Origin of the sequence: Nonomuraea sp. JJY05 (genome assembly GCF_043496855.1) — a bacterium.
In the GTDB taxonomy this organism is placed as follows: domain Bacteria; phylum Actinomycetota; class Actinomycetes; order Streptosporangiales; family Streptosporangiaceae; genus Nonomuraea.
Window position 1 is genome coordinate 40,665 of the sequence record NZ_JBIEIS010000018.1, and the last position, 24,784, is coordinate 65,448.

At 71.8% G+C, this 24,784-nt stretch carries 24 protein-coding genes; 10 read left to right on the plus strand and 14 right to left on the minus strand.

What is annotated here, in order from left to right; translation table 11 throughout:
• Window positions 1-28: 28 nt before the first annotated feature.
• Entirely contained in the window at window positions 29-748 is a 720-nt protein-coding gene (locus ACFKCF_RS27880; protein WP_394498061.1) for a TetR/AcrR family transcriptional regulator, read from the minus strand.
• A 69-nt stretch (window positions 749-817) separates the two neighbouring features.
• Here ACFKCF_RS27880 and ACFKCF_RS27885 point away from each other — a divergent pair, with 69 nt between their 5' ends.
• Entirely contained in the window at window positions 818-1,627 is an 810-nt protein-coding gene (locus ACFKCF_RS27885) for a thioesterase family protein (protein WP_394498063.1), read from the plus strand.
• Here ACFKCF_RS27885 and ACFKCF_RS27890 read toward each other — a convergent pair.
• A complete protein-coding gene (locus tag ACFKCF_RS27890; RefSeq protein ID WP_394498065.1) occupies window positions 1,624-4,320 on the minus strand; it encodes a hypothetical protein in 2,697 nt (898 codons plus the stop codon). The two genes, ACFKCF_RS27885 and ACFKCF_RS27890, sit on opposite strands and share 4 nt — an antisense overlap.
• 146 nt (window positions 4,321-4,466) lie before the next feature.
• Here ACFKCF_RS27890 and ilvD point away from each other — a divergent pair, with 146 nt between their 5' ends.
• The 3 genes from ilvD (at window position 4,467) to ACFKCF_RS27905 (ending at window position 7,836) form a co-directional block, all read left to right on the plus strand.
• Window positions 4,467-6,305, plus strand: a complete 1,839-nt coding sequence (gene ilvD, locus ACFKCF_RS27895) for a dihydroxy-acid dehydratase (RefSeq protein WP_394498066.1) — start codon at window positions 4,467-4,469, stop codon at window positions 6,303-6,305.
• Window positions 6,306-6,398: 93 nt separating this feature from the next.
• Entirely contained in the window at window positions 6,399-6,893 is a 495-nt protein-coding gene (locus ACFKCF_RS27900; protein ID WP_394498068.1) for a helix-turn-helix transcriptional regulator, read from the plus strand.
• A gap of 67 nt (window positions 6,894-6,960) precedes the next feature.
• Complete coding sequence (locus ACFKCF_RS27905) at window positions 6,961-7,836, plus strand: serine hydrolase (protein ID WP_394498070.1); 876 nt, start codon at window positions 6,961-6,963, stop codon at window positions 7,834-7,836.
• Window positions 7,837-7,873: 37 nt separating this feature from the next.
• On the opposite strand, the gene ACFKCF_RS27910 is transcribed toward ACFKCF_RS27905, so the two are convergent.
• Genes ACFKCF_RS27910 through ACFKCF_RS27920 form a run of 3 tightly spaced genes read right to left on the minus strand, consistent with a single transcriptional unit; the run spans window position 7,874 to window position 9,488 of the window.
• Window positions 7,874-8,083 (minus strand): zinc ribbon domain-containing protein, encoded by a 210-nt coding sequence (locus ACFKCF_RS27910; RefSeq protein ID WP_394498072.1) that lies wholly within the window; start codon window positions 8,081-8,083, stop codon window positions 7,874-7,876.
• Window positions 8,084-8,109: 26 nt separating this feature from the next.
• Window positions 8,110-8,934 (minus strand): GNAT family N-acetyltransferase, encoded by an 825-nt coding sequence (locus ACFKCF_RS27915; RefSeq protein WP_394498074.1) that lies wholly within the window; start codon window positions 8,932-8,934, stop codon window positions 8,110-8,112.
• A gap of 47 nt (window positions 8,935-8,981) precedes the next feature.
• On the minus strand, window positions 8,982-9,488 hold the full coding sequence (locus ACFKCF_RS27920) for an HNH endonuclease (RefSeq protein ID WP_185078202.1): 507 nt from the start codon (window positions 9,486-9,488) through the stop codon (window positions 8,982-8,984).
• 285 nt (window positions 9,489-9,773) lie between these two features.
• On the opposite strand from ACFKCF_RS27920, the gene ACFKCF_RS27925 reads away from it, so the two are divergent.
• The gene (locus tag ACFKCF_RS27925; protein ID WP_394498076.1) at window positions 9,774-11,831 is read left to right on the plus strand and encodes a prolyl oligopeptidase family protein; all 2,058 of its coding nucleotides are present in this window, start codon (window positions 9,774-9,776) and stop codon (window positions 11,829-11,831) included.
• 236 nt (window positions 11,832-12,067) lie between these two features.
• Here the strand turns inward: ACFKCF_RS27925 and purU are convergent, their stop codons facing one another.
• Window positions 12,068-12,922 (minus strand): formyltetrahydrofolate deformylase, encoded by an 855-nt coding sequence (purU, locus tag ACFKCF_RS27930; protein WP_394498078.1) that lies wholly within the window; start codon window positions 12,920-12,922, stop codon window positions 12,068-12,070.
• A gap of 195 nt (window positions 12,923-13,117) precedes the next feature.
• On the opposite strand from purU, the gene ACFKCF_RS27935 reads away from it, so the two are divergent.
• Together ACFKCF_RS27935 and ACFKCF_RS27940 are read left to right on the plus strand one after the other, a co-directional pair.
• Window positions 13,118-14,068: an inorganic phosphate transporter gene (locus ACFKCF_RS27935; RefSeq protein ID WP_394498080.1), complete on the plus strand. Its 951-nt coding sequence runs from the start codon at window positions 13,118-13,120 to the stop codon at window positions 14,066-14,068.
• 81 nt (window positions 14,069-14,149) lie between these two features.
• Window positions 14,150-14,782, plus strand: a complete 633-nt coding sequence (locus ACFKCF_RS27940; RefSeq protein WP_394498082.1) for a DUF47 domain-containing protein — start codon at window positions 14,150-14,152, stop codon at window positions 14,780-14,782.
• Here ACFKCF_RS27940 and ACFKCF_RS27945 read toward each other — a convergent pair.
• On the minus strand, window positions 14,779-15,735 hold the full coding sequence (locus ACFKCF_RS27945) for an SDR family NAD(P)-dependent oxidoreductase (protein WP_394498083.1): 957 nt from the start codon (window positions 15,733-15,735) through the stop codon (window positions 14,779-14,781). The two genes, ACFKCF_RS27940 and ACFKCF_RS27945, sit on opposite strands and share 4 nt — an antisense overlap.
• A 172-nt stretch (window positions 15,736-15,907) precedes the next feature.
• Complete coding sequence (locus tag ACFKCF_RS27950) at window positions 15,908-16,795, minus strand: LLM class F420-dependent oxidoreductase (RefSeq protein WP_394498085.1); 888 nt, start codon at window positions 16,793-16,795, stop codon at window positions 15,908-15,910.
• 33 nt (window positions 16,796-16,828) lie between these two features.
• On the opposite strand from ACFKCF_RS27950, the gene ACFKCF_RS27955 reads away from it, so the two are divergent.
• Complete coding sequence (locus ACFKCF_RS27955) at window positions 16,829-17,185, plus strand: ArsR/SmtB family transcription factor (protein ID WP_394498086.1); 357 nt, start codon at window positions 16,829-16,831, stop codon at window positions 17,183-17,185.
• Window positions 17,186-17,195: 10 nt separating this feature from the next.
• Complete coding sequence (locus tag ACFKCF_RS27960; protein ID WP_394498087.1) at window positions 17,196-17,651, plus strand: NUDIX hydrolase; 456 nt, start codon at window positions 17,196-17,198, stop codon at window positions 17,649-17,651.
• A 7-nt stretch (window positions 17,652-17,658) separates the two neighbouring features.
• Here the strand turns inward: ACFKCF_RS27960 and ACFKCF_RS27965 are convergent, their stop codons facing one another.
• The 3 genes from ACFKCF_RS27965 to ACFKCF_RS27975 form a co-directional block, all read right to left on the minus strand.
• Window positions 17,659-18,399, minus strand: coding sequence for an MBL fold metallo-hydrolase (locus ACFKCF_RS27965; protein ID WP_394498089.1), 741 nt, complete (start codon window positions 18,397-18,399; stop codon window positions 17,659-17,661).
• Window positions 18,400-18,477: 78 nt separating this feature from the next.
• Window positions 18,478-19,266 carry a hypothetical protein gene (locus ACFKCF_RS27970; RefSeq protein WP_394498090.1) on the minus strand — a complete coding sequence of 263 codons (789 nt, stop codon included), beginning with the start codon at window positions 19,264-19,266 and terminating at the stop codon, window positions 18,478-18,480.
• A gap of 15 nt (window positions 19,267-19,281) precedes the next feature.
• The gene (locus ACFKCF_RS27975; RefSeq protein WP_394498091.1) at window positions 19,282-19,899 is read right to left on the minus strand and encodes a TetR/AcrR family transcriptional regulator; all 618 of its coding nucleotides are present in this window, start codon (window positions 19,897-19,899) and stop codon (window positions 19,282-19,284) included.
• A gap of 57 nt (window positions 19,900-19,956) precedes the next feature.
• On the opposite strand from ACFKCF_RS27975, the gene ACFKCF_RS27980 reads away from it, so the two are divergent.
• Window positions 19,957-20,892, plus strand: coding sequence for a zinc-binding dehydrogenase (locus ACFKCF_RS27980; protein ID WP_394498093.1), 936 nt, complete (start codon window positions 19,957-19,959; stop codon window positions 20,890-20,892).
• Here ACFKCF_RS27980 and ACFKCF_RS27985 read toward each other — a convergent pair.
• The 3 genes from ACFKCF_RS27985 to ACFKCF_RS27995 all read right to left on the minus strand — a co-directional run bounded on the left by ACFKCF_RS27985 (window position 20,889) and on the right by ACFKCF_RS27995 (window position 24,503).
• Window positions 20,889-21,275, minus strand: coding sequence for a hypothetical protein (locus tag ACFKCF_RS27985; protein ID WP_394498094.1), 387 nt, complete (start codon window positions 21,273-21,275; stop codon window positions 20,889-20,891). The two genes, ACFKCF_RS27980 and ACFKCF_RS27985, sit on opposite strands and share 4 nt — an antisense overlap.
• Window positions 21,276-21,372: 97 nt before the next feature.
• Window positions 21,373-23,022: a tetratricopeptide repeat protein gene (locus ACFKCF_RS27990; RefSeq protein ID WP_394498095.1), complete on the minus strand. Its 1,650-nt coding sequence runs from the start codon at window positions 23,020-23,022 to the stop codon at window positions 21,373-21,375.
• A 257-nt stretch (window positions 23,023-23,279) separates the two neighbouring features.
• Complete coding sequence (locus ACFKCF_RS27995; protein WP_394498096.1) at window positions 23,280-24,503, minus strand: DMT family transporter; 1,224 nt, start codon at window positions 24,501-24,503, stop codon at window positions 23,280-23,282.
• Window positions 24,504-24,784 lie beyond the last annotated feature (281 nt).

A 24,784-nucleotide genomic window follows, 5' to 3' on the forward strand; every position in this document is an offset into this window, starting at 1 on the left:
TCCGATATGGCGGGGCCCGGGCCGACGGTCATCCCCCAGCCCCGCCGGACTCCTTCCCGCGGGGCTTGCCGGCGTCTGAGGCCAGGCGCGCGCCGAAGTCGTCCAGGGCGGCGGCCAGGTCCGCGCTCGGCGGGAGCGCCTGCGGCAGGCGCGAGTACAGCGCGGTGCCGAACCCGGCGACGCGGACGATCTGGTCGATGAGCGCCTCCCTGTCGCGCGGCCACGGGAACGACGGCTGGGCGATCAGCAGCGAGACGCAGCCGTGCACGGCCGACCACATGCCCAGCGCGAGCTCCTCGGGATCGCCCTCCAGCACGCGTGTCTCCACGCAGGCCGAGACCGCGCCGACCATGTGGCGGAAGCACTCGGCGGCGGCCGGCGGCACGCCCGGACCCGTCGTGGCCCGCATCATCAGCACCCGGTACTGCACCGGATGCTCCAGGGCGAAGCGGGCGTAGGCGCGCCCGCACCTGCCCAGGGCGAGGAACGGGTCGCCGCCCAGGTTCTCGCTGAACATCCGGCCGAACTCGCCCCAGACCCGCAGGCAGACGGCCTCCACCAGCGCCTCCTTGTCGGCGAAGTGCAGGTAGACGGAGGGCGTGGAGACGCCGGCCCGCAGGGCGACCGCGCGCAGCGTGAGCGCGTCCTCGCTGCCGGACTCGTCCAGCAGGTCCTCGGCCGCCCGCAAAATCTCCTCGCGCAGCAGCGCTCCCTCTCCGCGCCTGGCGCGTACGCGTCTGGTGCTCATGGGTCTCAGGTTGACGCCGTCAGGTTAACGATGTCAATCTGAGGCTCTGGGGAAGGGATTTACTGAAAAATGGGGAATTTTAGCGAAGCGACCGCCTTGACCGTGCGCGGCGAGGGCGAGTTCGGGGCCGTGCTGGACGCCCAGTGGAGCGTCGGCAACCGGCTGCACGGCGGCTACCTGCTGGCCGTGCTCGCCAGGGCCGCCTGCGAGAGCCCGGCAGGCGCGGGCCATCCGCACGTGACGGCCGTCAGCGGCTCCTTCATCGAGCCGCCCGAGCCCGGCGAGGCCGTGGCCCGGGTGGAGACGCTGCGAGTCGGCCGGAGCGTGGCCCAGGTCAGGGCCGCGCTGGTGCAGGAGGGCCGCCTCCGCGTCGAGTCGCACATCACGCTCGGCCTGCTGGACGACACCGGCCCCTGGTGGTCGTCGCACGAGCCGGTCGAGCTGCCGCCCGAGCAGGACTGCTTCCTGGCCCCCACCAACCCTCCCGGCTCGGACCTCACGGTGCCGCTGATGGCCGTGGTCGAGGAGCGCATCGTCCCCGAGCACCTGTCCTTCGCCTTCGGCGCCCCCACGCGGACCGGCGTCATCGCGAGCTGGCAGCGGCTGGCGGACGGCTCCGACTGGGACCCGCTGAGCCTGCTGGTCGCGCTCGACCCGGTGCCACCGGTGTCGTACGACCTGGGCCTGTCCGGGTGGGTGCCGACGATCCAGCTCTCGGCGTTCATCCGCAGGCTGCCCGCTCCCGGGCCGATCAGGGTGCGGCTGGCGGCCACGGACGTCGGCGGCGACCGGATGGACGAGGTGGCCCACGCCTGGGACGACAAGGGCCGCCTGGTGGCCCAGGCGACCCAGCTCGCCGCCGTACGGCTGCCGGCCTAGCGGTAGATCTCCGGGACCGAGGCGCACCACGGGAAGGTCTCGCTCCGGCTGGACCGGGTGACGTCGCCGCACAGGCCGACCTGGGTCGGCCGCTCGGCCCCCTTGGCGCGCAGGATCAGCACGGCCTTGTCCAGGGGATACTGCCGGGGCGAGTCCGCGCCGAAGTCGAGCGCGCCCGTGGCGCCCTCGATGGCGTGCCCGCTCTGGTCGGGCGTGTAGAGCGTGCCGAGCTGGCGCCAGACGGTGTAGGAGTTCACCGGCACGCGGTGCCGCTCCCTGCCGAGCCGCCGGATGGCGGTGATCATCGTCTCCGTGGCGTCGTAGGCCAGGGCGGCGTGCCCGTCCAGCGTCCGCCCCGGCCCCGGCTCCTCGCACTCGAAGGGGAACGTGGCGAACAGGGTCGCGTAGAAGTCGTGCCGCTGCGGCTCGCCGCACTTGTTCGGCGCGGCGGCGAACGACTCGTAGTAGTAGCCCACGCCGCTGACGGCCGATCTGATGCGCACGTCCGCGACGTACCTGGTGACGTCGTCGCCGCCGAGGATGGTCGGCGGCGCGTCCGCGCACTTGTCGGCCACCCCCTTCACGAACTCGGCGAAGTCGGGAATCCCGCGCCCGGCGAAGTACACCAGCCCGTCGAACCCGCATGCCGACACCCCCGCGTCCCTGGGCTCCCCCGAGTAGGCGTCGTCGCTGCGGTCGTCGGGGCCCGGCTTGGCCCCGCCGACGGGCGTGAACCTGCGCCCCTCGACCGCGAACCCGCGCTCCTCCAGCCGGGCGACGACCCGGGCCTTGAGGTTGGAGGCGTAGTAGTCGGTCACGTCGTGCGAGTAGTAGACCCGGGCCCGCCGCTTGACCTCCCCCTTCTTGACCAGCGAGTCGGCGAAGGCGGCGGCCATCCACGCCTGGCGGGAGTTCTGCGGGGCGACCTGGAAGTAGAACGGGGACTCGTTCACGAGGCGGTCGGCCGACAGCGTCGAGGCCACCATGGGCAGCCCGGCCTTGCCGAGCTCCTGGATGGCCGCGACGGTCTCCTGGCGGCTCTGGTCCAGGCCCACCACGCCCACGATGGGCGCCTCCTCGTCGCGATAGCGCAGCAGCAGCCGGGCGATGCTCGAACCGTGCTGCATCCTGCCGCCCGCGTTCGCCAGGAGGATGCGGACCAGCGGTTCGCTGGCGCCGGCGGAGTTGTTCTGCCGCTTCTGCGCGATGGCGACGCCCGCCAGGCCCTCGCGGGCGGCGGCCAGTGTGTCCCGGTCCGCCGAGGTCAGCGCCGCGAGGTAGGCGATCGTCACGTACGGTCGGTCACTGTCCTCGTGCAGCTTCGCGGCCCGCTCGTTCTCCTGCTGGAGCGCGGCCTGGACCTGCCGCATCTCGGCGTTGCCCGGCGAGAACAGGTAGTCGGGCTCGGCCACGCCCACGCACTCGGTGCCGGCCAGCTGCCTGCCGCTCTCCGTCCACGGCGTCCACAGGCCGGTCGCGCAGGCGGTACGGTGCCAGGCTGCGGTCTGGCCCGCGTACGCGCCGACGGCGCCCGCCAGGGCCATCCAGAACAGCGCGATGGCCGTCCAGGACGACCACCACGGCGCCACGCGGGCGGGCGGCACCCAGGCGGGGTCGGCGACGTCGTACCTGGTGAGGTCGGCGGGCACGGGCGGCGCCGAGATGGTGATCGGCGTGTCCAGCACCCGCCGCCACGTGTCGCGGTCCTCGGCCGTGACCAGCTCACGGCGCCAGCGGATGAGCCGCCACAGCGGCTCCTCGTCGTCCTCCAGGAGCACGGCGTCCGGCGTGTAGGAGACCACCACGACCGGATCGAACCTGCCGAGGTTCGCCCGGCGCTCCTCGACGAGCTTGACGAGGGCCTCGCCGTGCTCGTTGAGCAGCAGAAGCGGGTAGAAGACGTGGCCCGCGCCCCGCACGTGCAGCGGGGAGCGCCGGTACTGCCCGCCCAGGTCGTCCATGAACGCGCGCAGCAGCAGCCGCGCGACGGCCGGCTCGTCGGCCGGGTCAAGGTCGGCCAGCAGGGCGGCGACGCCCGGCGCCTTGGGGGCGTCGTCCGACAACGCGCGCCGCAGCCAGCGGAACCGCCCGCCGAGCCCGGGCACGCGCCCGCTGAGCCGCAGGTCGTGCAGGAAGCCCGGTAACAGCTTGAGCAGCAGGTTGAGCGGAAAAGGGACGTGCTCGGCACCCCTGCCCGCGGTGTCGACGCCCCACCCCCAGTTGCGGTCGGACTCGCGCAGCACGCGGCGGGCCTGGTCCTCCTTGCCGTGCGACTCGGCCAGCCGCTCGACGATCTGGGCGGTCAACTGGTAGCGAGGGAAGCGGAGCCTCGTGCCGCGCAGGGCGGACACGACCCGGGAGAGGATCTTCGGCACCCCCTCGCCCGGCTGGATGTCGGGGCGGGCCCGCGGGATCCCGCGCGAGATGACGTGCGTGGCCTGCCTGCCCTCCGCCGCCAAAACCTCCGGCCAGCCTCCTGCCTCGCTCAGCTGGACCAGCGGGATGCCCATCCGGTCGACGTGCTGTTTCCTGTCCCCTCCCCCTCGCCATCGGGCCAGCCGTGGCTGCCTGGCGACGTGCGGCGAGTCCTGCACCCCCTCGCCCCTGGCCGGTCTGCGGCACAGGCGGTCTATCGTGTGGATGAAGTTGCCGACCCTGGCGGGGTCGTCGAGCATGACTGCCCCGTTGCTCATCTGATCTCTGTAACACGAGTTCGGGCGCGGGCGGCCGCTTTTTCGGGCTCGATCCGGTAACCAACCGTCCGATGTGTGGACACGTGTCTCAGTTGCCGGGCAGTGGCCGTAACATGTGAAGACTCGCTAGCGATGGGAGATGCGCAATGCCCGCCCTCAGGTCACGTACAGTCACCCACGGCAGGAACATGGCCGGTGCCCGGGCCCTGCTCCGGGCGACCGGCGTAGCCGGGAGCGACTTCGGCAAGCCGATCATCGCGGTGGCCAACAGCTACACCCAGTTCGTGCCCGGCCACGTGCATCTCAAGGACGTCGGCGAGGTGGTGTCGGCCGCGATCCGGGAGGCCGGGGCGATCCCGCGGGAGTTCAACACGATCGCCGTGGACGACGGCATCGCGATGGGCCACGGCGGCATGCTCTACTCGCTCCCGTCGCGCGAGCTGATCGCCGACTCCGTCGAGTACATGGTCAACGCGCACTGCGCCGACGCGCTGATCTGCGTCTCCAACTGCGACAAGATCACGCCGGGCATGCTGCTGGCCGCGTTCAGGCTGAACATCCCGACGATCTTCGTCTCGGGCGGGCCCATGGAGGCCGGCAAGATCCCCGGCAAGAAGCTCGACCTCATCGACCCGATGATCGCCTCCGCCGACGACTCCGTCTCCGACGCCGCGCTGCTGGAGATGGAGGAGAGCGCCTGCCCGACCTGCGGCTCGTGCTCCGGCATGTTCACCGCCAACTCCATGAACTGCCTGGCCGAGGCCATCGGCCTCGCGCTGCCCGGCAACGGCACGATCCTGGCCACGCACAAGGCGCGCAAGAAGCTGTTCGAGGACGCGGGCCGCCAGCTCGTGGAGATCACCCGCCGCTACTACGAGGACGACGACGCGTCGGTGCTGCCGCGCTCGATCGCCACCCGCGACGCGTTCGAGAACGCGATGACGCTCGACGTCGCGATGGGCGGCTCGACCAACACGATCCTGCACATCCTGGCCGCCGCCCGCGAGGCCGGCGTCGACTTCGGGCTCAAGGAGATCAACGAGATCTCGCTGCGGGTGCCGTGCGTCTGCAAGGTCGCCCCGGCCACGAACAAGTACCACATCGAGGACGTCCACCGCGCCGGCGGCATCCCCGGCATCCTGGGCGAGCTCGACCGGGCCGGGCTGCTGCACCGCGACGTGCCCACCGTCAACGGCGGCACGCTGGCCGACATGCTGGCCGCCTGGGACGTGCAGTCGCCGACGGCGCTGCCCGAGGCCGTGGAGCTCTGGCACGCGGCTCCCGGCAACGTGCGCACGGTCAAGGCGTACTCGCAGGACAACCGCTGGGACGACCTCGACGTCGACCGCGCGGCCGGGTGCATCCGCGACCTGGAGCACGCCTACACCGCGGACGGCGGCCTGGCCGTCCTCTACGGCAACATCTCGCGCGACGGCGCGGTGGTGAAGACGGCCGGCGTGGACGAGTCGATCTGGAAGTTCAGCGGGCCCGCGGTGGTGTTCGAGTCGCAGGACGACGCGGTCGAGGGCATCCTCGGCGGGCGCGTCAAGGAGGGCGACGTGGTGGTCATCCGCTACGAGGGCCCCAAGGGCGGTCCCGGCATGCAGGAGATGCTCTACCCGACGTCCTTCCTCAAGGGCAAGGGGCTCGGCAAGGCCTGCGCGCTGGTCACCGACGGCCGCTTCTCCGGCGGCACCTCCGGTCTGTCCATCGGCCACGCCTCACCCGAGGCCGCCGAGGGCGGCGCGATCGCGCTGGTCGAGGACGGCGACATCATCGACATCGACATCCCCAACCGGTCGATGGAGCTGCGGGTGCCCGAGGCCGAGCTGGCCGAGCGGCGCGAGCGGCTCCTGGCCGACCTGGGCGGATACCGGCCGCGCGAGCGCAACCGGCCGGTGAGCGCGGCCCTGCAGGCGTACGCGGCGATGACCACGTCCGCGTCCACGGGCGCCTCGCGCGACCTGTCCCAGCTGTCGCGGTGATGCGGTAAGGAAGGCCTATGCGGCAGGTGACAAGGACCTTGCCTGCCGCACAGGCTTTCGAAAAATGTCGGTCGTCATCTCTAATATCAGGGTATGACGACAGTCGTGAAGCACGATACTCGCCCGCTGACGACCGCCGAGATCGCCGCCCTCGCCCTCTCCCTCGCTCACCTCGGAGCGGGCCCGCAGGCCGTCACCGCACGGCGTGGCCTGCAACACGCACTCGAGCACCTGGAGCTCGACGACGACGTCATCGCCACCACGCTCTCGACCCTGACCGAGCCGCTGCCGGTCGAGGTCGCCTCCAGAGCCAGGCTCATGGCCGACGCCATCACCAGCCGCCTCATGATCCGCCTCCACTACCGCGACGCCTCCGGCATCATCACCTCGCGCGACGTCGAGCCGGTGACGTGCCTGGTCCACCGCGAATACTGGTATCTGGTCGGCGTGTGCAGGATGCGCCGGGCGATCCGGGCGTTCCGCTTCGACCGGATCATCGCGGTCGAGCCCACGCTCACTCCGTCCCGTCCGCACCTGGCTGACCGGTTCCTCCCGTTCCAGCGCCGCAAGCGCCCCAGGGCCGCATAGGAAACTGACCGACGTTTGACCCTGCGCGCCCCCGGCCTTTGGGGTGGCGGCTGGCAGGCTCCCGCACATGCGCGTTCGGGGGATCTCGCTCGTCGTTGCCCTGCTGGCCGTGGCCGGCTGTGCAAACCCGTCAACCGTCGTCCCGCCTCAGGCCGCCTCCTTCGGGCGGCCGGGCGGGGTGGTCGTCGAGAGCGTGCTGCCCGTTGCCGCGCGGCGCGCTCTCGACCGCACTCTGGATCGCTACCTGCGCGAACGCCCGGGGCGCGCGGCGCTGGCCGTCTACGACCGCACGACCGGCGCCAGATACTCCTACCGCGAGCGCACGCCGTTCGTGCTGGCCAGCGTGGCGAAGGTGGACATCCTGCTGGCGTTCCTGCTGGGCAAGCAGGGCGAGCTGAGCGCGTACGAGCGCACGCTGACCTCCAAGATGATCCGCGAGAGCGACAACGACTGCGCGCACGAGCTCTACCTGACGATCGGCGGCCAGAAGGGCCTCACCAGGGTCCTGCGCCAGCTCGGCGTCGAGCACACGTGGCCGGGACCCGGGCTGTACTGGGGGACGACCCGCAGCCGGCCGTCCGACCAGGTCAAGGTGCTGGAGCGGCTCACGGACCCCGCGGGGCCGCTGCCGGCCTCCGACCGGCGCTACGCGCTGAAGCTCATGTCGTCCGTGGAGCCGTCGCAGGCGTGGGGGGTCAGCGCGGCCGGGGGCGACGTGGCGCTCAAGAACGGCTGGCTGCCCGTGGACGCGCACGACGGGCTGTGGACGATCAACAGCGTGGGGCAGCTCGGCGTGGACGGGCACGACATGCTCATCGCGGTGCTGTCGGAGCGCAGCCCGACCATGGAGACGGGGATCGCCACGGTCGAGCGGCTCGCCAAGCTGGCGGTGGACGGGCTGACGCGTTCGCAGACGACCTTCACCGCCGCCCAGGTGTTCTAGGGCCGTCCCAGGCCGTCCCAGGCCGTCCCAGGCCGTTCTAGGAGCAGCATCCTCCGCCGCAGCAGCCTCCGCCGCCGCCGCTCGGCCGGGGAGCGGCCGCGCCCCCCGTCATCGCCACCGTGGACAGCAGCTTCACCGTGTCGTCGTGGCCGTCGGGGCAGGTGGCCGGGTCGTCGGAGGCCGACATGGGACGGGAGACCTCGAACGTGGAGCCGCAGGCGCGGCAGCGGAAGTCGTAACGCGGCATGGCCCAAGAGTAGCCGCAGACCACGGCTAGCTGCGATGGCCCGCTGGACGCGGGTCATCGTAAGTCATGTGCTCGTAGTCGGACACGGGCACGTAGCCGATCGACTGGTAGACGGCGTTGCTCGTCGGGTTGCCCAGGTCGGTGAAGAGCACCACCTGGTCACAGCGCTCGGCCAGGCCGACCTGGCTGGCGTACGCGGTGACGGCGGCGCCGTAGCCGTTCCTGCGGCACGAGGGCGGCGTGTAGACGGGCCCGATGCGGCAGACGCCGCCGACCGCCGGGGAGAGCGCGGCCAGGGAGACCGGCGCCTCACCCGCCTCCCACACGAACAGCTCGCGGGCCGCCAGGCGCCGCGCGACCGACTCGGCCACGTCGTCGCCCATGCCCATCCGGACCTCTTCCGCGAACGCCTGATACCAGCTGACCAGCAGCGGGAAGTCGGCGGGAGCGGCGAGCCTGCCGCGCCCGGGCGTGCCGGGGACGGCGAGCGTGCCCAAGCGGTAGAGGCGCTCGGGCACCAACCGCCCGGGCTCCCCCAGCAGCCGCTTGACCTCGGAGGTCAGCTCCACCCTGCCCACGACCTCGGCGGGGTCGCCGAGCGCGGCGAGGAGTGGCGCGACGGCCTCCATGGGCATGTCGGCGAGCCCGACAGGGTGCGGCGGGGTGTGGAAGACCGCCCCCCGGACCTCGCCGTCGGCCGTCCACCAGCCGAACCGGGGACCCTTCACGGGCATCCCGGCCCGCAGGTTGGCGAGGACGGTCAACGCGACCGTGTTACGCACCGGGTCGCCGAGCAGGAACGGCTCGGCGACCGCGGCGTACTCCTCAACATCTGAGGTGAAGGTCCACATGCCTGCTCATGGTGTCAGGCGGTGGCCTCCCCTTACAAAGCGATATCTCAGGCGGCGGCCTCGAGGTAGGGCGCCCATTGGGGGTCACCGATCAGCGAGGCGCCGATGAGCCTCCAGTGAGCCCCCCGTGGCACCGCGGGGCTGACGCGCAGCGTCCACCCCAGCTCCTCCAGGTACTTGTCGGCCTTCCTGTGGTTGCAGGTGGTGCAGGAGGCGACACAGTTTTCCCAGGTGTGGGTGCCGCCTCTGGACCGCGGGATGACGTGGTCGATGGTCTCGGCCCGCTGCCCGCAGTAGGCGCAGCGGTAGTCGTCGCGCCGCATGAGGGCGGCCCTGGTCAGCGGGATGCGGGACCGGTAGGGGATGCGGACATATCTTCTCAGCCTGATCACCGAGGGAACGTCGAGCGTGTGGCTGGCGGAGCGCAGCACCGCGCCCCTTCCGTCACGGTGGACGACGTCGGCCTTCTCCCGCAGCACCAGCACCACGGCCCGGTGCAGGGAAAGGGTGGTCAGCGGCTCGTAGGTGGCATTCAGCAGCAGGACCTGGCGCATCATGTGGCCTCTCCCTGCTGCGCGCGTATCAAAGGGGACATGCCGCGGCATGTCCCGACTGTCGGCCCCTCCTGGGGCACTTGTGCTTCCGTCACGTGGACCTCCGCCGGACGGCCCAGCGGATGGTCACCACGGCACCGTCCTGTCACCAAGTCTGGCGTTTGCACCGCGGTCCCCGCCACCCCAAAAATCCTCCAACCGGAATGGACCAGAGGGACACACGTTACGTTTTATGCCCGCTTCACCAGCGCTTTACGCATGTCCTTTGGCAGTAGGGTTCCCAGCATGAAGCTGGAGCCGTACCCGACCGCACGCCGCGAAGACACCGTCGACATCCTGCACGGCACGCCCGTGCCGGATCCTTATCGATGGCTCGAGGATCCCGACAGTCCAGAGACGAAGGGGTGGCTGCTGGAGCAGGCCGAGCTGTTCGGCAGGGCCGGCGGGCAGCAGCGGTTCAAGAGCCGCATCGCCGAGCTGCTCAAGTCCGGCTCGGTCGGCGCGCCGGCCTGGCGCGGCGGCCGGCACTTCTTCAGCCGCCGCACGCCCGACCAGGAGCACGCCGTCTACTACGTCGTCGAGCCCGACGGGACCGAGCGGGCGCTGATCGACCCGATGGCGATCGACCCGTCGGGGTTGACCACGCTCGACGCCGTGCAGCCCGACAAGGAGGGGCGGCTGCTGGCGTACCAGATCTCGGTGAGCGGCAACGAGGAGTCGATCCTCTACGTCATGGACGTCACCACGGGCGAGCGGGTCGAGGGGCCGATCGACCGCTGCCGCTACTCCCCCGTCGCGTGGCTACCCGGCGGGGAGGCGTACTACTACGTCCGCAGGCTGCCCAGCACCGAGGTCCCGGAGAACGAGACGCAGTTCCACCGCCGCGTCTACCTGCACCGCGTCGGCACCTCCACCGAGGACGACGTGATGATCTTCGGCCAGGGGCTGAAGATGACCAACTACTACGGCGTCTCGGTCTCGCGTGACGGCCGCTGGCTGCAGGTCTCGGCGCACGAGGGCACCGCGCCGCGCAACGACCTCTGGGTGGCCGACCTGACGGGGTCCCCGGCCGACCGGCCCGACCTGCGGGTCGTGCAGGAGGGTGTGGACGCGCAGGCGGGGCTGGTGTTCGGCCGCGACGGCAGGCTCTACGTCCACACCGACCGCGACGCGCCCAGGGCCCGGGTGTGCGTCACCGACCCGGCCGAGCCGGACTTCGAGACCTGGCGCGACCTCATCCCCGAGGACCCCGAAGCGGTCCTGAACGACTTCGCGATCCTCGACGACCTGGAGCGCCCGGTCATGCTGGTGGGCTGGACCCGCCACGCGATCAGCGAGATCACCGTTCACGACCTGGCGACCGGGGAGCGCGTCGGCGAGGTGCCCACGCCGGGGCTCGGCTCCATCGGCAGCCTCTCCGAGCGTCCCGAGGGCGGCCACGAGGCCTGGTTCGCCTACACCGACAACACCAGGCCGCCCTCCGTCCAGCGCTACGACGCCAGGACCGGCGAGACGACCCTCTGGGCCGCCTCCCCGGGCGCCGTCGAGGTGCCCCCCGTGCGCACCTCGCAGGTCGTCTACCAGTCCAAGGACGGCACCGACGTCCGCATGCTGATCATCTCCCCCGCCGACGACACGCCGGGGCCGCGGCCCACCATCCTGTACGGCTACGGCGGCTTCGGCCTGTCGATGACCCCCGGCTACTCGGCGTCGATCCTGACCTGGGTCGAGGCCGGCGGGGTCTACGCCATCGCCAACCTGCGCGGCGGCGGCGAGGAGGGCGAGGAGTGGCACCGCGAGGGCATGCTCGGCAACAAGCAGAACGTGTTCGACGACTTCCACGCGGCGGCCGAGCACCTCATCGCCACCGGGGTGACCACGCCCGAGCAGCTCGGCATCTCCGGCGGCTCCAACGGCGGCCTGCTGGTGGGCGCCGCGCTGACGCAGCGGCCCGAGCTGTACGCGGCCGTGGCCTGCTCGGCGCCGCTGCTCGACATGATCAGGTACGAGCAGTTCGGGCTGGGCGCCACCTGGAACGTCGAGTACGGCACCGTCGAGGACTCCGAGCAGTTCGGCTGGCTGCTGGGCTACTCGCCCTACCACCACGTCCAGGAGTCGGTGAACTACCCCGCGACGCTCTTCACCGTCTTCCAGTCCGACACGCGGGTGCACCCGCTGCACGCGTGGAAGATGTGCGCGGCGCTGCAGCACGCCTCGACCGGCGACCGCCCGGTGCTGCTGCGCAACGAGACCGAGGTGGGGCACGGCGCGCGGTCGGTGAGCAGGTCGGTCGACCTGTCGGCCGACACGCTCACCTTCCTCGCCCGGCACACCGGTCTGTAGCCTCGACGGCATGAGCGCGCGCTGGGGCCGGCCATGGTCGAGGCCATCCCAGCGCCGCGCAGGCGGCTCACGGCCTTCTCGGGCGGCCTCGGCGACCGCTTCACCGTCACGCGCACCACAGGGCCGTTTGAGGGCGTAGGGGTGGTGCTGACGCCGTTCGGGGCCAGGAGGCCGGGAAGTGGGTGAGCACCCTCCGGGCGCAGGCCGTACGGGGCGAGCTGGTGATCGCCGGGTGGCTAGCGCGGGAAGACGATCGTCTTGTGCCCGTCCAGCAGGACCCGCTGCTCGGCGTGCCACTTGACCGCCCTGGCCAGGGCCAGGCACTCTACGTCGCGTCCGATCGCCACGAGGTCCTCCGCGGAGTGGCTGTGGTTGACCCGGGCCACCTCCTGCTCGATGATCGGCCCCTCGTCCAGGTCGGAGGTCACGTAGTGGGCCGTGGCGCCGATGAGCTTGACGCCGCGGTTGTGGGCCTGGTGGTACGGCTTGGCGCCCTTGAACGACGGCAGGAACGAGTGATGGATGTTGATCGCCCGCCCGGCCAGCTTCTCGCACAGCTCGCCCGAGAGCACCTGCATGTAGCGGGCCAGCACCACCAGGTCCACCTGGTAGTGCTCCACCAGCGCCAGCACCTCGGCCTCCTGCCTCGCCTTGGTCTCGGGGGTGACCGGCAGGTGGTGGTAGTCGATCCCGTTGGACTGGGTGAGCGGCCGCAGGTCGGGATGGTTGGAGACGACTGCGACGATCTCGATGTCCAGGGCCTTGGACCTGACGCGGTAGAGCAGGTCGTTGAGGCAGTGGTCGAACTTGCTGACCATGATCAGCACCCGCGGCTTCCTGGCCACGTCGCGCACCTTGAACTCCATGGCGAAGTCCGGCGCGAGCGTCGCGAAGGCGCCGTTGAGGTCGTCCTCGCTCAACGGCCCCGCGAACTGGACACGCATGAAGAAGCGCTGCCCGACCCGGTCGCCGAACTGCTGGCTCTCGATGATGTTGCATCCGTGCCGGGCCAGCAGGCCGGAGACGGCGGCCACCACACCGGGCCGGTCGGGGCAGGACAACGTCAGGATGTATTCGGCGGGGCTGATCATGCCTTCACTCTCGCGGGCGTGGGATCGTCGATCACCGTAGGGCTGATCCTGGCCGGTGACCATCACAGAGAGTACCCGACACACGTTACGCGGCCGATCGTCCATCATCCACGTGATCCCGGGTAGTCAGGGGGGAACGCGGATTCGGGAGGGGCAACCCCGGGTTGTCCCGCGGCTTGGGATGGAGCGCGGTCCTTGGACGTCGCCGTACTGATCGTGGTCGCCGGCCTGTTCGCCGTCGTGTCCGGGATCAACGACGGAGGCGCCCTCCTCGCCACCGGGCTCAAACTGCCCTCGGTGCGCCCGGCCACCGGCATCCTCGTGCTCGTGGTGCTGGCGGCGGTGGTCCCGCTGGTCACGCATCAGGTGGCGCTGACGTTCACGACCAGGCTGGCCTCGTTCCACGCGCCGGGCGGCAAGATCGCGATGACCGTCGCGGTGATCTCGTCGCTGGCCGTGGTGGCCGCGCTCAGCATGAAGGGCCTGCCGACCAGCCTCACGCTCGCCATCGTGGGCGGGCTCACCGGGGCGGGGCTGGGCTGGGGGCTGCCGGTGTCGCCCGGCTCGGTGCTGCTGGTGCTGGCGTTCGGGGTGGCGGCGCCCTTCGTCGGAGGGCTGCTGGGCTGGGTGCTCGTCCGGATGCTCCTGATCACGACCTCGGCCCGTGGGCTGCGGCGCTGGCACCAGGTGGGCTTCCTCCTGCAGAGCCTCGCCTACTCGGCCAACGACGGGCAGAAGATGCTGGCCGTGTTCATGATCGTGTTCGGCTTCTCGGGCGCGCCGCTCCCGTACACGTCGCTGGTGGCCGTCCTCTTCGGGCTCGGCACCATGTACGGGCTCCCCAAGGCGGGCCGCACGCTGGGCCGCGAGCTCATCGCCTCCCGGCCGCCGCACGGAGTCGCGGCCGAGCTGGCCGCGGGCACGGCGGTGATCGCCTGCGCGGCCGTGGGCATGCCGGTGAGCATGACCCAGGCCATCGCCGGCGGGCTCATCGGCGCGGGCGTGGCCCAGGGCAGCGGCCGCGTCCGCTGGTTCGCCACCGGCAAGATCGTCGCGGCCTGGTTCCTGACGCTGCCGGCCAGCGCCCTGCTGGGCGCGGGGCTGGCGGCGCTGGTGAAGGGGATCGCGAGCGTTGAACTCTCATGAAGGGACGGCGAACGTGAAGCACTCCTCGAGGGCGGCCCGGCCCATGACGTGCCGCCCCGGCTCGACGAAGGCGGCCGGACCATGAAGCGGCTGCGGCGGATCCGCAACCTCATGACCGGCCGCATGGACAGCGCGCTCACGGAGGCCCTGCTCGGCCAGCTCCGGGCCACCAAGGAAGGCGCGTGGCTGGCGATGGCCATGATCGGGGGCGAGGTGGGCCGGACGGGCGCGCACGAGCAGATGCGCTCGATCGAGCACATCGGCGACGAGGAGCGCGCCCGCCTCGTCGAGGAGCTCAGAACGGCCCTGGTCACCCCCATCGACCCGGAGGACCTGTTCCGCCTGTCACGCGCCATCGACGACGTGCTGGACTCCTTGCGGGACTTCGTCCGCGAGTCCCACCTCTACCGGGTCCCCGACCAGATCCGCTTCACTCCCCTGCTCGACCAGGTCATCGTCGGCATCGAAGCCCTGGAGAACGCGGTCCGCGACCTCGCCTCCCGCCCCTCCGCGGTGGCCCTGGACGCGCTGGAGGCGAAGAAGGTGGGCGGGTCGATCCGGCGGATGTACCAGTACGAGATCTCGCGCATCTTCTCGGGCGAGGTGTCCGCGGAGGCGCTGAAGGAGCGGGAGCTGGTGCGCCGCCTCGAGATCGTCGGCGTCGCCATCGGCAACGCCGCGGACGCCATCGCCGACGGCGCCATGAAGCGCTAGCCGAAGGCGTTGACCCCGGTCAGCTCGGCGGACAGCGCCCACAGCCGCGCGGCCTGCTCCCGGTCGATCGCATAGTCGCGCACGCCGGGCCCGACGCCCGACCCCGTGGTCGACTCGGCGATGTCGCAGTCCTCGCAGTAGACGCCGCCCATGCCCGCCAGCTGCGGCGAGGTGGCCGCCCACACCTGGGTGGCCGCGCCCTGCCCGGGGGTCTTGAACGTGGGGTCCAGGGCGTTGCCGTCCTCGTCGATCCACCCCGCGGCGACCATCTCCTCCTTGCGGAGGTGGCGCTGCAGGGGCGTGAGGATGGCGCCCGGATGCAGCGCGAACGCCCGCACCCCCGCGTCCCGGCCGAGCGCGTCGAGCTGGACGGCGAACAGGACGTTCGCGGTCTTCGCCTGCCCGTAGGCCTGCCACTTGTCGTAGCCCCGCTCGAATTGGACGTCGTCCCACCGGATGCCCGCATGCCGGTGCCCTGCGGACGAAACGGACACGACCCGTGCCTGCCCCCGGGCGACGGCCGGCCAGAGGCGGTTGACGAGCGCGTAGTGGCCCAGGTGGTTCGTGGCGAACTGCGCCTCCCATCCCGGACCCACCCTCGTCTCCGGGCAGGCCATGATCCCGGCGCTGTTGATGACGATCTCGACGCTGCGGCCGGTGGCCAGGAAGCGCTCGGCGAACTGCCGTACGCTCTCGAGATCGGCGAGGTCGAGCTCGTCCACCTCGACCCCGCCGATGCCCCCGACCGCTTCCTCGGCGACCTCGCGGCGGCGCGCGGGCACCACGACGCGCGCTCCGGCCCGGGCGAGCGCCCGCGTGGTCTCCAGCCCGATGCCCGAGTAGCCGCCGGTGACGATCGCCAGCTTTCCTGAGAGATCGATCCCGTGGAGCACGTCGTCCGCGGTGCTCCTGGCCCCGAACCCCGACCCGATCTTGTCTTGCGGCGTTGTCATGCGACTCACGCTACGAGTTGGAGCGCACTCGAGGTCAAACGCCCGCAGCCACATCCCGCCGGCGACGGCGATCCCCACCCTGCGCCCTGTGGCCTCCTGTAGCCCCCTGTGCGCCGCCCGGCCATGCGCTGTGCGACCGCGCAGGCGCGCGAGCGACCCGTGCGGGGGCGGGTTACAGGCCGAGGGGTTGGGCGAGGTCGCTCAGTTGGGTCAGGGCGTGGGCGAGGTCCGGGGTGTCCGGGGAGAGGGGCTGGATGACGACGTGGTCGGCCCCCGCGTCCAGGTGGGCGTGCACGCGCTTGGTGATGGCGTCGGCATTGCCCCAGGCCACGATGGCGTCCGCGAGGCGGTTGCTGCCGCCGCCGGCGAAGTCGTCGTCCGTGAAGCCCAGCGTGCGCAGGTTGTTGAGGTAGTTGGGCAGCGTCAGGTAGTAGGACATGTGGGCGCGGGCGATCTCGCGGGCCCGGGCCGGGTCGGACTCCAGGACGACCGCCTGCTCGGGGATCAGGACAGGGCCCTGGCCGAGGATCCGGCGGGCCTGCGCGGTGTGCTCCGGCGGCACGAAGTAGCTGTGGGCGCCGTCCGCCAGGTCCCTGGACAGCTCCAGCATCTTGGGCCTCAGCGCGGCGAGGATCCTGGGAGCCGGCGTCGCGGGTACGGGCAGCGTCCGGTCGGCCTGGTCCATGGCCTCCAGGTAGGTGCGCATCGCGGTCAGGGGTTTGGCGTAGTCGTGACCGCGGCCGGCGACCAGAGGGGCATGGCTGACCCCTATGCCCAGCAGGAACCGGCCGGGAAAGGCGTCGCCCAGCGCGGCCGCGCCCGCGGCCATGGCCGTGGCGTCGCGCACCCAGAGATTGGCGATGCCGGTGCCGACCGCGATGCGCCGCGTGGCCGCCAGCAGCACGGCGGACATGACGAGCGGCTCCTTGCTGCCCTTGCCCTCATTGACCCAGAGCGAGCCGTAGCCCAGCGACTCGATCGTGGCCGCCGCCTGACGCGCCTCCTCGGCGGGGGCCTTGCCGATCATGGGATGCCACACTCCGACGCGCCCGATGTCCACGGCCGCTCCCCTCGCATAGAATGTTCGATCGAGATGGAACACTACCCGAATGTTCGATCGCAGTCGAACAGGACGCGCGGTCTGACACACACGTCCCCGATCGAGGTCACGCTGCAGGGCGCCCTCGACGCGCTGGGCGATCCCATCCGGCGCCGCATCGTGCGGGAGCTGGCGGAGGTCCCCGACTGGACGCGCGCCTGCGGCACGTTCTCCCACCTGCCGGTGGCCAAGTCCACGCTCAGCCACCACTTCTCGGTGTTACGCAACGTGGGGCTGCTGGAGCAGCGCGACGAAGGCGCCCGCCGGCTCAACCGCCTGCGCCGGGAGGAGTTCGATCATCGCTTCCCGGGCCTGCTGACACTCGTGCTGGAGGAGGAGCGACAGGGGTAACGTCTGGTCGATGGATGCCATAGAGGGTCAAGCGGACAGCAGCGATCGGCCTGCGGCCCGTGTCGTCTGCCTGGACCGCGACGGCAGGGTGCTGCTCATGCACTGGTACGACCCCGTCAGCCGCACGGACGTCTGGGAGCCGCCCGGCGGCGGGATCGACCCCGGCGAGACGGCGCTGGAGGCGGCCAGGCGGGAGCTGGGCGAGGAGACCGGCCTGCCGGGCTCGGCGGTGCGGGAGGGGTTCGTCGAGGTCGAGCGCGACTTCTCGTGGCTGGGAGTGCGGTACGTGAAGACCGAGCCGTTCTTTCTGGCCACCTTCGAGGAGGCGCGGCCGGAGGTGGAGCCCGGGGACCTCACCGAGGAGGAGCGAGAGGTCTACAGGGGGTACGCCTGGGTCGAGGAGTTGCCCGCTGACGTGGAGCCGCCCGAGCTGGCGAAGGTGATCGAGCGGCTCACGACGCGGTGAGGCGTCGTCACAGGTCCAGCGTGATGCCCGCGGAGGCGACCGCCAGCGTGCCGTCATAGGACTTCGCGGCGGCCGTCAGCGCGGGCGCCGGGGACGTGTCGGGCCACAGGTGGGTGAGGAGCAGGCGGGCCACGCCCGCCGCCGCCGCGGTGCGGCCCGCGTCCAGGGCGCTGGACAGGTAAGGCGCGTCCTCTTCCGGGACCCGTTCCGGATATGTCGCTTCGGCCACCAGCAGGTCCGCCCCCTCCGCCAGCGCCACCAGCTCGGGTGACGGCCCCGTGTCACCGGTGTAGGCGAGCACGTGATCTCCGGCGCTCAGCCGCAGGCCGGCATTCGGCACGTGGTGCGGCAGGTCGAACACGTCCAGGCGGAACGGACCGACCTCGTACGGCACGCCGGGCCCCAGATCGTGCGTCACGAAGCTGCCCGCCAGCATGCGCGCCTTGTCCAGCGCCAGGACGGCGTCCAGCGCGCCCGGCGGGGCGTACACCGGCAGCGCCGGAGCGGGGACGTCGGCGAGCGCGCGGGCGCGCAGCAGCGGGTTCAGGTCGGCGCAGTGGTCGGGGTGGCCGTGGGTGACCAGCACCGCGTCCACCTCGTCGGCCCGCATGAGCCCGAGGAGCCTCGGCAGGGTGGCGTAGCCGGGATCGACGAGGACACGGAATCCCTCGGCCTCCACCACGTACCCGCTGCACGCCTGCCCCGCCGCAGGCCAAGCCCCACATCCGCCCAAAACGGTAAATATCACACTAATCCCTAAATGAAGTAGAAAATCGGCAACCGTCGCCGACCGTGCTCATGATCACACGGTCCGGGCTCGAACGACTCACTTGTGCGGGCCATCGCGGAAATGGCCCAGTTCGTCGAGGGTCGTCACCAGGAGCCCGCGCAGCAGCCGCCCGGCCACCTTCTCGTGCTCGGGCTCCACGGGCACCCCCTTGCCCACCTTCTCCGCGTACACCTCACGCGCCCGCACGTCGGTGTACGGCAGCGCGGTCATCCCCACGGCCACCGTGACCCGGGTGCCGCCGCGGGGCAGCACGGCCACGGTGTGCGTACGCAGGCAGGTCTCGTCCGGGGCGCCGTACCAGCCGCTCTTGACCCCGGCCCCGGGCGAGCGGATCGCCTCGCGGGCCCCGAACGCCTGCGACGCGCTGACCTGCCGCATCCACCCCAGAATGGTCTCCGCGACCGGGTCGCCGGCGACGGCGGCCTGGGCAAGCACCGCGTACGCGGTCGCGACCTCGTCGGCGGCCACCTCGACCGAGCCGAACCGGGAGGGGTCGCCGTTGGGCGGCGACCAGGCGATGCCGGTGCGCCTGCGGAGGTCGTCGAGGATGACCCGGGGGCCGACGGCCAGCCACAGGTTGAGCGTGTCGGCGTTGGAGGACACGATCACGGCGGGCTCGGCGTGCCGCCGCCACCGTTCGTCGGGGATGTGGGCCGCGCTCACCCATGCGTACAGGGGCTTGAGCAGCGAGGCGCAGCGCAGCCGCGCCAGACCCACGGTGGCGCCCACCGTGCGGGCGGGCGGCCCGCCGTAGCCGCGTCTGATGCCCGCGGCCTGGACGCTGGCGCTGTGATCGAGGTCTTTGAGCAGCTCGTTGAAGCCCACGCCCCCACCGTAGACCTAGGAGGCGCTCCCCCAGCGGCCTTCGTACCACTCCGGGCTCGGCGGGTCGCCGGGCAGTTCGGTGGCCCCCGGCGCGCGCAGGCCGTCGAGCGCGATGGTCAGCAGCCGCTCCTTGACGTGCGGATGCTCACCACCCGGCGCCGGGCGGCTGAACTGCTCCACGAGCAGCGTGATGTCCAGCGAGGTGACGTCGCCCCTGAGCACGCCGGCCTCGCGCGCCCTGGTCATCAGCCGGTCGGCGAGTTCGGCGCCCTTGCGCGCCGTGCGCCACATCTCGTCGGTGACCTCGATCGTGCCGGCGACCGGCGCGAGCGCGCCCGCCCTGAACCCCACGCACGCGCGTACGTAGGAGGCCAGCCCCTCCCACGGGTCCGGCTCGGCCAGCCCGGCCTCGGCCGCCTCGACCCCGCGCTCCATGGCGATCACGCACAGTCGCTGGAGCAGCTCCTCCTTGGTGCGGTAGCGGCGGTAGAGGCTGCCCATGCCCACGCCCGCCGCCTTGGCGATGGCCGACACCGGGGCGTCGAATCCCTGCGTCGTGAACACCTCGTGCGCGGCCCGCAGCAGCCGCAGATCGTTGCGTGCGGCTTCGGCCTGCCTGCCGCGTGTGCTCATGCCGTACAGCATATTAGTATTTTCGGAGCGAATTGCTCCGATAAAGAAGGGCTCATCATGCGTGCGGTGGTCTTGAGGCGGTACGGCGGGCCGGAGGCGCTGGTCGTGGAGGAGGTGCCGGACCCGGTGGCCGGGCCCGGACAGGTGCTCGTGGACGTGTCGGTGGCGGGCATCACGTTCGTGGAGACGCAGGTACGCGCCAACCGGGGGCCGCGGCAGGCCGAGCTGCCCGCGATCCTGGGCAACGGCGTCGCCGGAACGGTGGCCGCGACCGGCGAGGGCGTCGACCCGGCGCTGACCGGTACGCCGGCCGTCAGCACGCTCGGCGGTCACGGCGGATACGCGGAGCTCGCGGTGGCGAGCGCCGACGATCTGATCCCCATCCCCGACGGCCTGTCGCCCGAGTTCGCGGTGGCGCTGCTCGCGGACGGGCGCACCGCCGTCGCCCTCGCGCGCGCCGCCGCTCCCAAGCCCGGGGAGTGGGTGCTGGTCGAGGCGGCCGGCGGCGGCGTGGGAAGCCTGCTGGTGCAGCTCGCCACGGCGGCGGGCGCGCGCGTGGTGGGCGCGGCGAGCAGCGCCGCCAAGCGCGACCTGGCTGCGAGCCTGGGCGCGGAGCTGACGGTCGACTACACCGACCCCGGCTGGACCCGCCTGGTACGGGACGCGACGGGCGGCCTCGACCTGGTCTTCGACGGGGTGGGCGGCGAGGTCGGCGCGGCGGCGCAGCAGCTGCTGAAGGACGGCGGCAGGTTGAGCGCGTACGGCATGGCGGGCGGCCCGATGACCACGCCGGACCCGCGCGTGACCGCGGTCGCCTGGACGCAGGCGGACCTGCGCGAGCTGGCCAGGGAGGCCCTCACGCTGGCCGCCGCCGGACGCCTGCGCCCGACGGTCGGCGCCACCTACCCCCTGGAGTCGGCCGCCGAGGCGCACGCCGCCATCGAGGCCCGCGCGGTGACCGGCAAGAGCCTGCTCCTGATCCAGCCCGTTTAGGCGCCGAACCGCGCCCACGTCACGACGAGCGCGGCAGGCACCAGCGCGACCACCCCCAGCGCGGTCGCCACCTTCCACCGCCGCGCCACCCCCGGCTCCGTGACGAACGCCGCCACAGCCCCTGCCCCGGCGAAGGCCGCCCCGGCCGTGACGGCGTGCGCGAGCGAGGACGTCCACGACGGCAGCGCCTCGCCGGCGAGCCTGAACGCCACCAGCACCCCGCCCGCCACCAGCGCCACCCGCCGTCCCGGCCGTACGTCCACCCGCTCCAGCACGAGCGCGGACCCCACGAGCAGGGCCAGCGTGACCACCACCACGACACCGACGGCGGGGGCCAGGCATCCCCAGTCCTCGCAGCCGATGCCCGCCCAGACCAGGCGCACGCTGGCCCACCACAGAACTCCCAGAGCGGCGCACACAGCAGCCGCTCGCCCCATTCGCCCCCGCATCACCCAATAGTCCCATCGCGACAGGCGGCCGTCAGGAGAGGCGATCGGCCCGCCGTTCGTCCGCGGCGGCCTCGGCTGCGCGTCCGAGCGCGCGCAGCGCGACGGCCCGATTGGCGTACAGGTCGGGCTCGGGCTGCAGCTCGATGGCCCGGCTCAGGTCCTCGACCGCCCCTTCCAGGTCGCCGGCCGCGTACCGCAGCACCCCCCGGTTCCCCCAGGCGGCGGCGAGCCCGGGCGCGCGCTCCACCGCGCGGTCCAGCGCCTGCCTCGCCGCCGCCAGCCGCCCCGCCGCCGTCTCCAGCTGCCCCAGCACCGTGAGCAGGTGCGGGTTGCCGGGCTCCAGGACGAGCCCGGCCACGACGTCGGCCAGGGCCTCGCCGTCCCGCCCCGCGGCGGCCAGCAGCCCGGCCCGGTTGATGTACGCGTCCAGGTAGGACGGGTCCAGCTCGATCACCCGCCCCAGGTCGGCCACCGCCTGCTCGGTGTCGCCCCGCACGGTGTGCAGCTCCGCCCGGTTGTAGTACGCCTCCGGCAGCGGCGGCCCGGCCCGCATGGCCCGTTCGAAGTCGGCCAGCGCCTCCTCGTGCCGCCCGAGCTTGAACAGCAGGTTCCCCCGCTCCAGGTAGTAGTCGGGGAAGACCGGGTCCAGCGCGATCGCGGCCGCGTAGTCCTCCATCGCCTCTTTGACGTGACCGAGCACGGCCAGCAGCTGGGCCCGGTTGGCCAGCAGCACCATCCGGTGCAGCGGGTGCCGCTCCCGCAGCTCGCGCGCCAGCTCGATGGCCGACTCGACCAGCGACAGCGCCGCGCCCGGCCGGCCGTGCCGCAGCTCGATCAGCGCCAGGCCGTTGAGGTCGAAGCCCAGCTTGAACGCCCGGTCCAAAGGCTCCGGCAGCAGGGTGGAGATGGCGATGGCCTCGTTGATCCAGCGCCGGGCCCGGTCCAGGTCGCGGTGCGCGGGGTCGGGGTGGCGGGCGTCGAGCATGGCGGTGCCGTACGCGCTGGCGGCGTGCATCGCCGGATCCTGGCTGGCCGAGCGCACCCGGTCCCAGACCGCCCGGGCGTCGTCGGTGCGGCCGAGGCCGCCCAGCGCGGTCGCGGTGCGCTGCGCGAAGCGCCACCAGAGCCCGCCGCCCGGCTCGGTGCGCGCCATGCCGCGCTCCCCCAGCTCGACGGCGGCGTGCAGGAATCCGTCGCGCATGCACCTGTCCACCAGGGCCCAGAGCTCGTCCGCGCTGCGGTTGTCTGGCGGCGGGTCGGGGCCGCCGGAGTACAGCATGATCGTGAGGAGGTCCGGCGGGATCCGCCGCATCATGACGTCCAGCAGCTCGGTGTCCGTCGGGTCGGCGTCGGCGCCGTTGCACACGGCGATCGCCTGCCCGGGGCGTACGGCGTCCATGAAGAACTCGGTGAGCCCGTTGGCCAGCCGCAGCGTACGGCGGGGGGCGGGCACGAGGATCCGCTCGTCGTCGGACAGCCCGGCGTCGATCGTGACCCGCCGAACCGGCACGAGAGGGGCCAGTTCGGGCGCGGCGGCACGGATCTCGATGTCGTGCGCCGCCACCAGGTCCCCGTCCCCCTCCAGAGCCTGCGGCACCAGGTGACGCAGCAGGGCGGCGGCGACAGTGTAGGGGCCGCGCGGCCGACGGTGTCCGTCGATCAACGGTGTCAGCAGCCGCACGGCCCTCCATTGAGCGGGTGGTTCGCCCTGAACTCTGAGATGGGACCTTGCCTCTGTCACCCCTTGTGAAGGACGCTGGAGGTCCCCGCCAGCCTCGCGGTTCCAGGCTTGCGGACGATGATGCGCTTCATGACATACCTCTCCCACTGGGGCTATTTCCCCATTATTAGTGCACCTCGCCGAATATCAAGATTTATGGTGAATAAGTGGGAGGTTAAAGCGCAAAAAGCGCCTGCCTTTTGATTGACACCTGTAACCTATTGGGGCCGAAACCAACGTGGGAGGGCTTTCGTCCGGGCCTGCTCGGCCTCTCCCATGAGATCGCACAGGCACCGCCCGAGCAGGGTGACCGACCGGCAGCACCCAGGCCCCGGCAGATTCCGCGCCCGGACGATGACCGTGGCCCGCTCGATCAGCCGCTCCAGGCTGGGCTCCCCGCCGCCCTTGAGCGAGCGCGTGTGCCAGGGGCACGTCTCGACGTTCTCACAGGCCCCCCTGTCGAGGTACGGCGTCTGGCCGCCGCCGAGCGGCAGCGGATCCTCACGTTTGACCCTCAGGTCGGCCAGCGTTCTGGCCGCCCGTGCGGCGACGGTGAGGAGGGCCCGGTTGGGGTGGACGCGCTCTTTACCCAGCGCGGCGGTCCTCGCGGGGAGGGCGAGCAGCATCGCGCCGGCCATCAACCCCCCGCCGACGACCATGCTCCAGCCGATCTGCTCGTGGAACCAGATCACCGAGATCGCCGCCACCCAGAGCGGCTGGGACGACATGAGGATCGCGCTCGGCACGGCCGTGACGTGCGCCTGGCCGTACGAGCGGGCCAGGAACCCCAGCGCGCACGACACCACGGCCAGATGCCCCAGGATCAGCCAGTCGGACCCTCCCGACGGCAGCACGATCCCGTCGCGGACGGCGACGACCCCGGTGAGCAGCCCGATGGTGAACAGCTGGATCACCGTCAGCGCGTACGCGTGGAAGGCCTCCCCCCGCTTGGACAACTGCGCCAGCAGCAGCGTGTGACCGGAGTAGAGGGCGGCGGCGGACAGCGTGACCCCGAGCGCGAGCACCGAGACCTCGTGATCCTCCACCCCCCTCAGCAGCGTGAACACGGTCATCCCGGCCAGCGCGAGCACCACCCCCGCCCAGATCCGGCGCGGCACTCTCACCTTGAACAGGACCAGCGCCAGGATCGGGGTGATCACCACGCTGCAGCCGACCGCGAACCCCGACAGCGAGGACGGCAGGCCGTGCAGCGCAACGGCCTGACCGGCCTGACCGACCCCGAACATGATCCCGAGGACGACCCCGTAGATCCACGTCCTGCGCGGCAGCCCCCGAAGGCAGCGCGGCCTGATGGCGAGGAGGGTGAGCGCGGCGATCAGGTAGCGCTCGGCGAGCAGATCCTCCACCGGTAACCGGTGGATGAGGTCTTTCATCAGCGGGAACGCCGACCCCCAAGCGGCGCTGACGAACAACAGAAGCACGGCTCCCAGGAGGGGTCGGGGAGCGGGCACGACTGCCATGGCAAAAGCATCTCACTACTATTCGCAGCCACTGATGTACAGGGAGCAGCCGGTGAGGTTCCTCTACAACTCGGTGTTAAGAGCCTCACCCGCGGGTTCGTACATCCATACCGCGGTCACCGGAACCGGCGTCGCCGCGTACTGCGGGTGACGGAAGGAAGGTCGGCGGGAAAGTCACGCCGGGAGCCCGGGAAAGATCACCGGGGAGGGGGAGGAAGCGGCCCCAGGAGGGGTGAGGTGGG

Excerpts from the sequence above, each read along its gene's own strand:
- ACFKCF_RS27880 (WP_394498061.1), bottom strand. The coding sequence starts at position 748 with ATGAGCACCAGACGCGTACGCGCCAGGCGCGGAGAGGGAGCGCTGCTG.
- ACFKCF_RS27885 (WP_394498063.1), top strand. The coding sequence starts at position 818 with ATGGGGAATTTTAGCGAAGCGACCGCCTTGACCGTGCGCGGCGAGGGC.
- ACFKCF_RS27890 (WP_394498065.1), bottom strand. The coding sequence starts at position 4,320 with ATGAGCAACGGGGCAGTCATGCTCGACGACCCCGCCAGGGTCGGCAAC.
- ilvD (WP_394498066.1), top strand. The coding sequence starts at position 4,467 with ATGCCCGCCCTCAGGTCACGTACAGTCACCCACGGCAGGAACATGGCC.
- ACFKCF_RS27900 (WP_394498068.1), top strand. The coding sequence starts at position 6,399 with ATGACGACAGTCGTGAAGCACGATACTCGCCCGCTGACGACCGCCGAG.
- ACFKCF_RS27905 (WP_394498070.1), top strand. The coding sequence starts at position 6,961 with ATGCGCGTTCGGGGGATCTCGCTCGTCGTTGCCCTGCTGGCCGTGGCC.
- ACFKCF_RS27910 (WP_394498072.1), bottom strand. The coding sequence starts at position 8,083 with ATGCCGCGTTACGACTTCCGCTGCCGCGCCTGCGGCTCCACGTTCGAG.
- ACFKCF_RS27915 (WP_394498074.1), bottom strand. The coding sequence starts at position 8,934 with ATGTGGACCTTCACCTCAGATGTTGAGGAGTACGCCGCGGTCGCCGAG.
- ACFKCF_RS27920 (WP_185078202.1), bottom strand. The coding sequence starts at position 9,488 with ATGCGCCAGGTCCTGCTGCTGAATGCCACCTACGAGCCGCTGACCACC.
- ACFKCF_RS27925 (WP_394498076.1), top strand. The coding sequence starts at position 9,774 with ATGAAGCTGGAGCCGTACCCGACCGCACGCCGCGAAGACACCGTCGAC.
- purU (WP_394498078.1), bottom strand. The coding sequence starts at position 12,922 with ATGATCAGCCCCGCCGAATACATCCTGACGTTGTCCTGCCCCGACCGG.
- ACFKCF_RS27940 (WP_394498082.1), top strand. The coding sequence starts at position 14,150 with ATGAAGCGGCTGCGGCGGATCCGCAACCTCATGACCGGCCGCATGGAC.
- ACFKCF_RS27945 (WP_394498083.1), bottom strand. The coding sequence starts at position 15,735 with ATGACAACGCCGCAAGACAAGATCGGGTCGGGGTTCGGGGCCAGGAGC.
- ACFKCF_RS27955 (WP_394498086.1), top strand. The coding sequence starts at position 16,829 with ATGGAACACTACCCGAATGTTCGATCGCAGTCGAACAGGACGCGCGGT.
- ACFKCF_RS27960 (WP_394498087.1), top strand. The coding sequence starts at position 17,196 with ATGGATGCCATAGAGGGTCAAGCGGACAGCAGCGATCGGCCTGCGGCC.
- ACFKCF_RS27975 (WP_394498091.1), bottom strand. The coding sequence starts at position 19,899 with ATGAGCACACGCGGCAGGCAGGCCGAAGCCGCACGCAACGATCTGCGG.
- ACFKCF_RS27980 (WP_394498093.1), top strand. The coding sequence starts at position 19,957 with ATGCGTGCGGTGGTCTTGAGGCGGTACGGCGGGCCGGAGGCGCTGGTC.